General features: G+C 53.5%; 14 protein-coding genes and 1 pseudogene. 14 read left to right on the top strand and 1 reads right to left on the bottom strand.

The genetic code is table 11. The features are described 5' to 3' along the window. The first annotated feature begins 67 nt into the window (after positions 1-67). The 14 genes and pseudogenes from EXE48_RS11780 (at position 68) to EXE48_RS11720 (ending at position 10,912) form a co-directional block, all read left to right on the top strand. Positions 68-499 carry a hypothetical protein gene (locus EXE48_RS11780; protein WP_137711528.1) on the top strand — a complete coding sequence of 144 codons (432 nt, stop codon included), beginning with the start codon at positions 68-70 and terminating at the stop codon, positions 497-499. A 7-nt stretch (positions 500-506) separates the two neighbouring features. Next, positions 507-1,121 carry a hypothetical protein gene (locus EXE48_RS11775; RefSeq protein WP_137711527.1) on the top strand — a complete coding sequence of 205 codons (615 nt, stop codon included), beginning with the start codon at positions 507-509 and terminating at the stop codon, positions 1,119-1,121. A gap of 69 nt (positions 1,122-1,190) precedes the next feature. Further along, the gene (locus EXE48_RS11770) at positions 1,191-1,511 is read left to right on the top strand and encodes a hypothetical protein (protein WP_137711526.1); all 321 of its coding nucleotides are present in this window, start codon (positions 1,191-1,193) and stop codon (positions 1,509-1,511) included. A gap of 160 nt (positions 1,512-1,671) precedes the next feature. Beyond that, entirely contained in the window at positions 1,672-1,863 is a 192-nt protein-coding gene (locus tag EXE48_RS11765) for a Sec-independent protein translocase subunit TatA/TatB (protein ID WP_137711525.1), read from the top strand. Positions 1,864-2,117: 254 nt separating this feature from the next. Then, on the top strand, positions 2,118-2,759 hold the full coding sequence (locus EXE48_RS11760) for a hypothetical protein (protein ID WP_137711524.1): 642 nt from the start codon (positions 2,118-2,120) through the stop codon (positions 2,757-2,759). Continuing rightward, positions 2,756-3,676: a hypothetical protein gene (locus EXE48_RS11755; protein WP_137711523.1), complete on the top strand. Its 921-nt coding sequence runs from the start codon at positions 2,756-2,758 to the stop codon at positions 3,674-3,676. The genes EXE48_RS11760 and EXE48_RS11755 overlap by 4 nt, the downstream gene beginning before the upstream one ends. Positions 3,677-3,734: 58 nt before the next feature. After that, entirely contained in the window at positions 3,735-4,652 is a 918-nt protein-coding gene (locus EXE48_RS11750) for a hypothetical protein (RefSeq protein WP_137711522.1), read from the top strand. Between the two features lie 345 nt (positions 4,653-4,997). Continuing rightward, positions 4,998-5,237, top strand: a pseudogene (locus EXE48_RS19355) (hypothetical protein); the annotation flags it as partial. Between the two features lie 84 nt (positions 5,238-5,321). After that, positions 5,322-6,212 (top strand): transcription initiation factor IIB family protein, encoded by an 891-nt coding sequence (locus tag EXE48_RS11745; RefSeq protein WP_158295116.1) that lies wholly within the window; start codon positions 5,322-5,324, stop codon positions 6,210-6,212. Positions 6,213-6,247: 35 nt separating this feature from the next. Then, positions 6,248-6,646: a hypothetical protein gene (locus EXE48_RS11740; RefSeq protein ID WP_137711520.1), complete on the top strand. Its 399-nt coding sequence runs from the start codon at positions 6,248-6,250 to the stop codon at positions 6,644-6,646. 99 nt (positions 6,647-6,745) lie between these two features. After that, complete coding sequence (locus tag EXE48_RS11735; protein ID WP_137711519.1) at positions 6,746-7,966, top strand: hypothetical protein; 1,221 nt, start codon at positions 6,746-6,748, stop codon at positions 7,964-7,966. Between the two features lie 211 nt (positions 7,967-8,177). Then, on the top strand, positions 8,178-8,525 hold the full coding sequence (locus EXE48_RS11730; protein ID WP_137711518.1) for a hypothetical protein: 348 nt from the start codon (positions 8,178-8,180) through the stop codon (positions 8,523-8,525). A 989-nt stretch (positions 8,526-9,514) separates the two neighbouring features. Further along, entirely contained in the window at positions 9,515-9,952 is a 438-nt protein-coding gene (locus tag EXE48_RS11725) for a hypothetical protein (protein ID WP_137711517.1), read from the top strand. Between the two features lie 267 nt (positions 9,953-10,219). Further along, positions 10,220-10,912 (top strand): hypothetical protein, encoded by a 693-nt coding sequence (locus tag EXE48_RS11720; protein ID WP_137711516.1) that lies wholly within the window; start codon positions 10,220-10,222, stop codon positions 10,910-10,912. A gap of 8 nt (positions 10,913-10,920) precedes the next feature. Here the strand turns inward: EXE48_RS11720 and EXE48_RS11715 are convergent, their stop codons facing one another. Beyond that, a complete protein-coding gene (locus EXE48_RS11715) occupies positions 10,921-12,096 on the bottom strand; it encodes a transglutaminase-like domain-containing protein (RefSeq protein WP_137711515.1) in 1,176 nt (391 codons plus the stop codon). Positions 12,097-12,127 lie beyond the last annotated feature (31 nt).

Below are 12,127 nucleotides of genomic sequence, written 5' to 3'. Positions count from 1 at the left end.
CACCTTCCACGAACGAACCTAAGCCGTTGCGTTCTGCCGCATTTGTTTTCCGTAATGGGTGAAGTCCATGTCGAATACCGAAATCAACATTATCAGGAACGCTACGCTCGAAGACGTACCGACAGAGCACGTTCCAGACACAGTTCCCCCTGTCAGTAGCGAACAGCACTCGTTTTCCGAACATCACCCGATTGATCAGGACTACGGCCCTGATCACGAGGATATTACGGTGTCCTCCCAGCCGGGAGCTGAACCTGAACCAGTCTCAGATGGAGAACTTACCATCGATGTTGGAGATGTTGTCGTTATGGAGGCACTGGAAGGCACTCCAGCACGCACCCGTGTTCACTTCCTACTAGACATCGTCCATCATGAGGACCTAATCGTTTACAGCCAGCCGCAAGGTGTCTACGCCTGTTTCGCCACTGAATTTTACCACGGCGATCTGTACGAGACGCGCGGCAGCACAACGATTTTCAAAGGCGCTCTATTGGACTAGTCCAACAATGACTGAGCGAAACAACGATCCAGACCGAGCAGAATCGATCCCTAATCGTCCGCTTCCAGACCCGCCGAAAGTTATGGGCTTCGAGGCATCGGGAAATGATCTGGCTGACCCGACTAATATCACGGTGTCCGTGGAATTCCTCACACCGGGGATTCCGGAGCCGTATGAGGCAAGTGTCCTCTTCAGTGTAACTGATGGTGTCGCGAAGCTCCGCCGAGTAGAGGAGGACTTTCATCTGCCACAGACGCTTGTTGCCGCAGACGCCGCTTCGGACAAGGTCAGCAGCCATCCAGCAGTTAAATCCGTAGAAGGCGTTGACGCAATGCTAAATACCCAACGTGAGTGGGTTGATGACTGTGAGCAGTATGCGGAAACTGGCTGGGCAAAGATCCGAGACGAACTCGATAGCGAAGTAGCAGAGTTCGTTGAGGGCTACGAACACGAAACTGGCGATCGGCTGATTATCTGGAACGCCACTCATCATCAGGACTTCAGCGATTACGTCCTAGAGTATCGTGACAATAGCGGTGAGCCAACAGAAACAGCTCACGAGACCATCGACAAGGCCCGAGCACACGCGGTGGGAGAGATATTCGGTAGCACTTCTGAGTAAACCACCGAATTGTGCGAGCCAACTCTCTGAGCCATCAGCCGCAGCTATCACGACCCAATCACTAAACCCATGAAAACCGGAATCTACAACGACATTGACGAATACATCAGCGCAGTAGACGAATCAGACGACGTACACCGCGATCACGACCTGACTGGCGCCAAGATGGGATGTACAGTTGACACCCTACTCTCAGCCCATGAGGAGTTCGAAATCAAGAGTGTAGTCACTTCCTCTCGACATGATACACCGCACCCGCTCGGAGCAGAAATCAAAGTAACCTCGCTACATGAACTTGCTGACCTATCAGATAAACTCGGGCTAAACACTGTCGTAGATCTACAGCCCGAGGACGACGGAGGTCTCCTAGTCGGGTATCACTTCGATTGACTCGGAGACTGCCCATCGTAGTCCGGTATCCGTCCGATTTCAGCGGAAACACGGTGTGGTGCGGAGAGACACACTACGGGCGCAATTCGCGAAAACTTGTTGTAGGGACTGAACAGAACGAAGTCTATTTACTCACCAATTTCCAACCGCAATCTGAAGCATGTTATCAGTCGAGTCAGCAGTCCTACTATTCATCCCGGTCGGTCCAGAGGCCGCTATCATACTCGCGATCATCGTTTTGTTGTTCGGAGGAAAGCGGATCCCGAAGGCGGCTCGTGCAACCGGTCAATCGATTGCTGAATTCCGCCGCGGACGTGAAGAGAGTCACCCTGAAAGCGACAACCAGAGCTAATTGCGACTCTGCTACGGAGTCGGTCGAGGTTTTGTACGCGCTGCCCGCATTTGTGGATCTTAGAATGGGTAGTGATTTTCATGTCACAAGCCACCTCACATCTTCACACTGAAGCTGGTGAGTCCCAGAGTCCAACCGACATTTTAGATTCACACGGAGAGACGACTGAACACGGATTTAAACTCTCTCACCCGAAAAACTACCTTGGAGTCGCACTGGCTGTCGAAGCACCGGGTTCAACCGGAGGGCTGGTCATGCAGCACCTCGTCGGCATGGCTGGTGAAGCAAAACTTGGCGCAGCCGCTCTCGGGCTCCTAACCGACGATGGCATCTTAACTGAGCGAGGCAAGAAGGTCACGGACGAAGCGACGGCGCTCCACGGTAGTCCCAGCGCTGGCCTCTCCGCCCTCCACGATCTCAAGGGCAGCAGCGGCCGGTTCATCGACTCGCTTCCCGGATGGACAGCGACTCTCCAAAGCATCTTCGTCAGGTATCCGCCTGTCCGGGCGATTCTCAACGTCGTCCCACCCGGTTCAGATCCAATCGATTTACCGGCACTTGTCGGGCGGCTCTCAGCATTCTCACCAGAGACGGCAACTGAACACCTCCTCCGTACGGAAGCGATCGACACTGCTGACCCCGTAGGTGACGCAGCTGCCGCACATAAGTCCGGTAAAGACATCGCAACTGCCTGTCCGTGGACCACCCTGCCGAGTTCCTTCCAGAGCTCAACGACCTTCCAACTCAAGTCGCTGCTCTACCATGCGGGAGTTGTTACGGAGCCGGGAGCAGACAGTTCGCGGTTGACTCCCGCAAAGGACTACTGGGCACACAGTCCCCGTTTTGACGATCGAATCCAAACCCGGCTCGGTCTCTTCGAGGGTGATCTGAAGTGACGCTTGAACGCGAACTTAGCGAGCAGATGCGGATAATTGCCCGTAACACGAACACAAACGTCTACTCCGCAAGTTACTGGCCGCAGTACCGTTACCCGTACCGGCTAGCAAAGTGTAATAAGGCGTGGAGCGCCCTCCGTGACGCCTCATACGAATTCATGGTTGACTCCGCGTATAAAGAGGGAGAAGTTACCAATCTACAAGTTATTGAAGATGCCGCCGCACTCAACCCAGATCACATCTTTCCGAAGGATTACCCCGGTCAGCCTGACCGAACACTCCAATCCTTCATCGAGTTTGAAGAGCTGATGGCAGATCGGGATGACCTCAACGCAATGGCGGTCCCGATCATACAGCCGCCGCACGCCGACCATCTCAAGAGCAACCTCGACTTCTACTCGAACTACTCCAAGCTTGCTGTCGGCGGCCTACAGAAGTATGACCCGATGGAGCAGATTAAAATCATCCTCAACATCAGGGAAGTCGTCGGTAGCAGCGTCGAACTCCACGGGTTTGGAATTGGGACGAGTTTCCCGATGATCAAAGCTATGCGCGAATACCCCAAACACGACTTTCTTAATTCGATAGACGTCTCGACAGCGGAACGCGCAATCAGAAACGGGCAGATCCCGGATAAGACTCTCACGCAGCATACATTCCAGACCCCATACGGCGAGAAGTCGACCACTGTCCGAGCCCAGTTCAGTAAGGCCCTCTTGATAATGATCAACTACCTCTTGAGCGACCTCGTAAACGAACGGACGCTCGAGGAGGCTTACTACGAAGAAACAGGGCTTCCTGACGTACACGAGGCCGTAGAAGAAGTCGACATCCGAAGCCGTCACGAGCTCGACTTTGGGATCGCTGAAGAGACCGCAGACGCGTCACAAGCAACGACCCTCTCCGCGTTTAACTAACCCAGACTCGCTGAAGCCCTTAGAGACATCTGAGCGCACTACGGACCTGCCAGAAACAATGACAAACTACGATCCGAACCATCTCAAGCAGATACAGCAGTACCGTGCAGTAATCGAACCGATTCCATCGTCTAAGGGAGGGTTCATCGACCGGGAAGTCATTTCTCTCCCAGAAGAAGATCTCGACGCACTTGTTGCTCTTGCCCATCCGGCCCGTGACTCACCAGCTGATGCTTCCTCACGGGTTACTGAACTACACAATGGCTTCCGGAAGGCACGCACGGAAGTAATCGAGTCTCGCCTGTCCCGTATCGCCAACCAAGATCCCACAGAGCCATTCGAGGCAGTCACGAGTACTGAAGTCGCGTACGGATTCTCTGATCAGACTCTGACCGATGCCCGGCTTGTCAACCCTACTGGCGTCGGCGTCGCCTACTCCGCTCTACTCGGCCTTCTTGAAGAGATGGAGATAAACCCAGAAACCGCTTTGCCAGATGGATTCCCCTCGTCTCCGATCGCTACGCCAAACGGTGAACCACTTGCGCCGTCAGGAGCCCAAGCACTCGAGGACTACTTCGAGCATGGCCCAATCTCAGACGGTGACAATAATGACGAGTCTCCCGAACGCCTTCGCGACCCCACAGAACAATTAACTGCCAAAGACCTCGCAGACCAGCATAGTGGCACTACAGATAGTCTCCGACATCAGCTGAAGTATGTTCGGGACTGCGCGTTCCTCCGTTCGCTCTACGGGCCTCTCACTTCCCTACTCGACAGCTGTAAGTGCCCGAAATTGGTTTGGAAGCAAGCTGCCATCGACGTGAAAAATGAACAGGACCCCTTCAGTTCAGATTCTACCGACGAGTCGATTTCCACTGAAGACCTGTTCAATCCGAACCACCTCCCTGAACACCTCCAGTCTGGAGACAATTCAACCGAGAGTACAGACGCACAGACCGGACTCGGACAGTTCTAGCCGATCACAAACCAGAGACGCTCTCTGGCGACATGGGACGCACCCGCCACGGCCGTGTTCAGCGTTTCTCCAGACGATCACACATATCCAAATTGTCAATTAATACTTCTCGAACTCAAACGCCCGAAATCGGCTGTTTCAGGCGATTCGGGTCCAGATGGCCGAATTTTGACCCCAAAATCACCCCCCTTACTTTTATACTAGAATTGATTTGGTTCAATTGAAGCGTGCCCCGCCCCGCAACGCGTGAACGGTCCAACGCCCTCCACCAGTGCGGTGGGTCGATCAGCCCGCGGGCTGTTCTCGTTAATCTTGAGGCGCCGAGCCAATCTAAGGGGTCGCAGTATGCGCTGCCGGCTGACGAGCTACCTTCCACATATGTCCCATCAATCTGCCACTCAATTCCGCCGAAGTAGTCCGAAGAACGCCTCGACTGAGACCGAACAGGAAGAGACCGCCGAAGAGACAGACATTTGCCCTGAATGCGGGGGCAACGTCGTCGCGTCATCAGAATCTGGCTTCGAAGAGCGAGCATGTGAAGACTGCGGCCTGATCGAGGAGACGTCGACGATCGACCATGGTCCTGAATGGCGTGCGTATAACGCAACCGAGAGGGAGCAAAAGCGGCGGACTGGCCCCTCTACTGAGACACCTCTGTACGAGGGCAGTATGACCACCAACATCTCATGGCAAGACCAAGATGCGAAAGGGAACACCCTCTCCGATGACCAGCGGATCCGCATGTCGCGTCTTCGCCAGCGGAATCGCATGTTCAAGCAGAAGGACGGAGCCGAATCCCTCCAAACCGCCCTCGGCGAAATCAACCGCATGGGTTCCGCCCTCGGCGTCTCAAAGTCGACTCGAGAGACTGGAGCAGTCATCTACCGCCGAGCTCGCGAAGAGGACCTTATCATCGGTCGAACAATCGAAGCCCTCGCAGCGGGTGCCCTCTATGCGGCTCTCCGCATGGGTGGCTACCCTCAAACGCTTAAGAAAGTCCAGTCTGTCTCACGGTCCCCCTCCCAGAGGAAGGTCTACCGAGCCTACACCCTACTCCAGCGTGAGTTTGGGCTCGAGATTAGGCCGGAGTCACCAAGTCAGTACATCAGCCAGATCCGCTCTGAGCTCAGAGTCCCTCTCGTCTACGAAACAGAAGCCAAGGACCTCATTGAGGCGATTGATCCGGTGAAACTCTCCGGTCATAACCCCACTATCTCAGCTGCCGCCGCTCTCTACGCAGCTGGCATCACGCATCCAGAGCTTCCACTCCTCCGGCAGATAGATATCGCCGATGCGGCTGACTGCCAAGAAGTGAGTGTTCGGAACAGCTACTTCGACTTCGTCGCTGCGTCACCGCGTACGCAGATGGATCGCGAAGAGCTCATCGCAGCTGCGAGGTCAGAGCAGGCTGGCGACACGGGGCACATCTCCAAGAAGCGGCTCCCGGGACCGTACCGCACATCTGAAGTCCTTCATCCGGGAGTTGAAATTCACCAGTTTACAGATGATGGAGGCTCCGAACACATTCCAGACCGACTTCTGCGCCCTAGCGAGAAGTAGGACACCCTCCGTATTTGTGAGTCTGAATAGGTGGTATGTCCACCAGCACGGACGACACTGAATCAGAAAGTTTCTACTACGACAGTGTCGCCGACTACACCGAACTTGTCGAAGAAGAAATCACCGCGCTCGAGGCGCAGAAAGAAGCTATCAGCACTCTAGCTGAACGGGTCGCCACTGTTGACTGCGATGTCGGCACCGCCTCGATGGAGTTTGCTGAACACCACGAACTCAAGACGGTCACAGTGGTTCTTACAGCGTACGGCCACCCCGACGAGGTCGAGCAGATAGTTGAGGGGTACAACTGGGACAAGCGCAGAGAAGTCGAGCGTGTAGAAATCGGTAGCGATGAGTGCGACACGGTCGGTGGATCGACTTCCTTCCAGTGGACTCTCAAGGCAAGTATAGAGGCACTGGCAGAGAGCGCTAAGTAACGCAGTAGCGGCCTCAGAAGACACAGCCCTCCCTCACGAACAGTAACTACTGAACCCTCCGTTTGCGGCGTCTAGATACATCAGAAGCAAGCCACCACCATGCAAGACACGACGTTAACTCAATTCGGCGACGCCACTCCGACTGATAGCCAACTTGAAGAAGAGGCCACCAACGAAACTGAAGACGACTCAGAATCGGTAGTCTATCCGACTGTACCCAAACCGTACCCCAGCGAGACGATTGCCGCTCTCGAGGACGACCAAGCTACCTACAAGTTGTGCGTTCCTGACGGCGAAGTAGAAACCACGTATACTGTAATCGGTGGCAGAGGTGGGATGGGCCCATCCGGAGACCTTCCGAACGCCGATCGTGTGTTCAGTACAGCCGAGTCGCTCATTGGGGCCCCAGTTCTACTCTTTGGCGGAGGTATGAACGCAGTCGGAGGCGGCGGGGCTCTCTTCGGCCGCTTAATAGACACCACTAAAGCCTCTGAATCAGTCCGGGTTACTCTCGACCCGATATTCCGACGAAGCGGATACTGCCGCAAAGATGAACGCTCAGCCATTCTCGGGTCATACTGTCTCAGCGTCCCCGCCACAGCGAGCGACGCGCAGGCGGCAACTGCTGCGTTCACTGCGTGGCTAGACGACGATATTGACTACCTGATCCCGGAAAAGCGGGAGGCCGCTTCGAACGTAAAGGCGCTCACAGAGAGCTTTCAGAGCCTGTCACCGGGAGACAAAGTTCAAACACCTGTATACAGCACCACCCTCACTGTCGTCTCAGAGCCTTACGACACATACGTAAGAATCCGGAGCCTGAATTTCGACGATAAGTTCCACTCCGTACAGTCAGTCACCGTCGACAATCCCCGAGGTGGCTACTACCAACTCGGGCTCAAAGAGTCGAGTTCGCAAACAAGTCACCCGACCTGTTTCATGGGTCCATCTTCTTCCTCACCACCGACCCCAAACACTTCGTTCGGGCGAGACGCCAAGTTCTCCAGCACCGATCTTGAGATCACGGCCAACGACCAGCCCGTCGACGTTGTTCCACCAGATGAAGAAGTGATAGAATCGCCCCTGCCAGAAAGCTGTATGAGAAAGTATGTTGGCGATATCGACGGCGTGGGCGAAAAGACGACTCAGCGGCTCTTCAAGGAACTGAAGACAACAGACGCTCATAAGCTCGCATTCAATCTACATGGAACTGGGGACGACCTACATGAAGCAGACATTGTTCGTGCCCTTGATGGCCTGTCAACGAAGTCGGTAGTTATGAGAGAACTCAAACAGCTATGGAAGCGGATTGATGACTGATTGACGCTGTTGTTTTTTATCATAAGGGATTGCAATTAGAAAGCGAGATGCAGCACCCAACACTTAACGACGCATGCGAGATGGATAGACAGAATATCAAGGTATCTGAAGACACCAAAGACATACCCGACGACACAAGACGCCATAACCAAACGTTGGACAACTGCCTACAGCAGCTCACCCAATTCGACAAAGCGACGAGGCTCGAATGATGAGCGAGAATGTATATCCCGCCAGAGAGATTCCTTCCCGATACAGGTGGTTCGCAGCCGTTTTTATATATTTCGTCGGCGCGGCTGTGTTGCGACTGCTTATACAACTCTTTCAATCAGGAGGCTTCGAGGCTATAGCTGCTTCTTCAAATGTAATTCAAATATCGATGATGCTGAGCATTGGCCTACTCGTGTTTGCTCTATTCTTTCACATCCCTTGGATGTTTCTCTCTGGCCGTATGGGGCTACAATATTCTAAGGTGATAATGACCAGACCGCTTGAATACTACGAAGAGCACGAAGATTACGTTCTCGTCAACGAAGACGACGAACCGGTGAATAGGTGAAGTTGATATCCTCCTCCGCCTAGGCGGAGGAATCCCGAGCGGTGGGATAATTCCGTGTATCCAGAAGTGTCGTGATCTGCTGACAGGCAACTCCCTTACTCTCATATACCTCCACTATAGAGAGGTAGCCAACATGCCGTGTGATCAGAGAATCAGACCAAAGGATTCACCTGCTAATGATACACTTTTCGCGCTCAACTTTGACTGTCCACCTGTATCTAAACTGCTTGGTCTGAAAGGTTCGTACGCAACTCGACCTGCTAGCATCCGGCCTCTTGCGTAACCAACCAGCAAAGCACAATGGAAGATACCCCTGACTCAGACCTATCGCAGCGTCAAGCCACTACACAGCTGGATCCATTCAATGGTCTGCCTGTATACACAATCGGATACGTACTCGAAAATTCGGATCTGCGTAATCCGAATATACTATCGTACGTCCGCCGTGAGACGCTTGATGAGCCGACCTCTAGAGAGTGGCTCGAGACAGTAGTCGACACTAACGGAGAATTAGCGCTGCTATTTTATCATAAAGAAACCACCGCGCAACCTCGTCGTCACTACGTGATTGCTCGCGACGAAAACGGGTGGCTTGCAGCGTGGCGTGAATGGGATAAATCGTACACCAAAGCGTACCACGTCCGGCCCACACCGGGAACAGCGAAAGCGTGGGTAGAAAACGCAGAGGCCATCTCTATCTGCCACCGGACAGACGTCCCTAACGCGGTTACTCAACTATTTTCACAAGCACCGGAGATTGATACAGCAATCCACGACGACAAGCCGGACGTGTGTACTGGATGTAAGCGAAGCCTCTACACTAGTGACGCCCCGACACAGTCTGAGACCGATTTTCGACTTGACCGTGAACAGTCAAGCGACCGCGAACTCATTTGGCAGTGCGTCAACTGTCAAAAGGTAGTCCTCGAACATTCAGGGAGAGACACTACCTGATCACCGTAGCACATTTTTGTTACCGATAATGGGTGATGTCCGATTACTCCCAAGTCGTTGAACCCGACTCAACGCAAAGCCCGGAAAACGGCGTGCCGACTGTCGACGATCGTGTAGTCGGTGGTTCTGCCAGCGACGACCGCGAAACGCTCACGACGACGTTCGAGTCGGCCTCGGACAATCAGGTCGAAAAGGCACTCCGGCAAGACATGGCCCGATACCCAACCAAGAGCCCGGACGAGATCGCAAAAATGCACAATGTCCCAGAAGCGTTCGCAGAGTACGTTGCTGCTGTTCGTGGGACGGCTCAACTGTCTATCACTGACCTCCGCCATCAGATTCTCTGTACGGCTCTCCTAAACCCAGACTGGTCTCAAAAAAGGGTCGCAGAAGAGACCGATAGTCATCAGACCTCTGTTAGCCAGTCGCTTTCGCTACTTGAAGACAAGTACGGTATCACGCCTCCGTCGTGAACCGCCTCAGGGTGAACCCAAGATCACCCTAGTTATTATGTGAATCCACTGTCCTCCTTTTGATACCGCCCTTTAGAGGCGGCATCTATGGCGTCAGGAACACCCCCGAATCCGTCTACTACGTCCCCAGATGGAGCAGAACGCTCAGAACAGCAGCCCGCACTTAAGCGAGCAATCGAGCAGGATGCTCCGTTAGGGATGATACCACGGTTAGAACATCAGTGGTCACATGATCGAGTTTTCGAAATTGTACAGCCACCACAGGTAATGGTCAAGCTCCAAACGGCAAGAAGGATAGCCAAGTTGGGGCGGACAGCTCGAAGCCATTTTCACCCTGATACCACTGTCATCACAACGACGACGACCGATGACGCAGAGCTTGCCCGGACTAGTCGAGAGCACGAATGGGCCGTCGTAAAAGAATTCCAACCGGATTACCATATTCCAGCAGATCATTCTACTTACGAATCGCAAGATGAGGAGACCCGCGCGCAACAAGCTGCTAAGTGCCTGTCTGGAACAATATGGATGCGCGACAAAATCTCCAACAACGCAGACTGCTTCAGTGGCAATCCACCTGAGATAATCCCACTGATAAAAGGAACCACTGAAGAAGAACGCCGCCCGTTTTACGAACTTGCCCAAAACATTGGAGCGCCGATGGCAGTGTTTTATGCGGCCCAGTATTTCACAAGAGGAAACAAGATTCTCCAGCTGCTCGACGATCTGGAAAACATTGATAACAACGCTCCAGACAACCTCCCGCTCGGTCTCATCGGACTTCTTGCACCCAACAGACTCAAGCAGTGCCCTGACCGAGTCGTCGCATCAGCTGGCTTTACCGGATGGTTCTCCGATATTTCACCGCGAAAAGATTCTCCAAAAGAAGTCACCGAGAGTTTCGAGTCCACCGCCGCAGAAGTTCACGACGCCTTGGACACGCCAGTGAATTTTCGCTAGATTAGCAATCAAATAGGGTCTTGGTATTCACTAACGCTGGACTCGTGGAAACTTCCATCGAGTGTCACGGTTGTTCTCAGCCGAAGGGCTTCAGCTTCTGGGGGCTGTAGTCTCAGCTCGAAGTCTTCAGCATTGTCGGGCTCTAAAAACCCGATTTGGTGTGAAGCGGCTTCCTGAGTCGTTTCGCTCCTGTTTTCGAACTCGGCATAGAACTTTCCAGAGAGCGCTGTTGAGTCACCGACGTTCCACACTGTCGACTCCAACACGATCTCGCCAACTTCCTCATCATACCGTGTCTCGCAATTATAGATCAAAGACGCATGTGGCCCAACCTCACTGATAGCCGCATTAGCATCTGAGTACTCATCCGGGATTTCACCTACCTCCCAGTTCTCCCCAGTGGTTTCAAGGTAGTAGTAGCGATCACTGTCTACTTCGTAGTACGTCCCGTTAATACTCGAATCGCCTAGAACGCCAATTGCCATGTGGTCTGGTGAGTTAGCTGGCAACTCAAGTAAAGCCGAGCCGTACCCAAGTTCCCGGAGAAGGGCCGCCATCAATATCGCAGTATCTTCGCAGTCTCCACCCTGATTTATCAACGTCTCGACCGGGTAGTTCGAGTATTGGTCGTACGAACTTGTGACGCTGTCTTCTGTGTATCGAAGTCCCTGTACGAACCCCACAGCCAGATTGACCACCTCTGGCTTTGTGAGCTCGTACCGCTCTTTGAAGCTGGTGAACTCCTCGACGATTACCCCAACTGTATCCCGATCATATGTGTCAGCAAGGTACTGGTCGAAGTCCCCGCTCGTCCCAGACCGATTCTCATAGTACTCTCCCAGCGCTTTTGGAATCTGTAACTCAAGATACCAGCTGTCGCCTAGTGCTTCCCACTCGTATCGCAAGTCATGATAGCCTCCATCATCAGGCGGCCTCAGATCAGCCGAAATGCCGTGGAGGTGCTCAAGTGCCGGCGATTCGTCAGGCTCTGTTGGCTCTACTTCCTCCGGCTCAGCCGATTCGGTATCTGGCTCACCCGAAGAGTCCGATTCCCTCTCTGATCCCTCTTCGCCCCCGTCCGCAGAACTATCAGTTGATTCCGAACACCCTGAAAGGGCAATACCAGCCGTGGCTACTACACCAGCTCTCAGAAAATACCTCCTACTGGGATTTGACTTTGACATTAACTGGATTATCCAGCCACCTCCGAATAAA

The organism is Halorubrum sp. ASP1, from assembly GCF_005435135.1.
Taxonomy (GTDB): domain Archaea; phylum Halobacteriota; class Halobacteria; order Halobacteriales; family Haloferacaceae; genus Halorubrum; species Halorubrum tropicale.
Note: the sequence above shows the minus strand (reverse complement) of the source record. Positions and strands in the feature narration are given on the sequence as shown.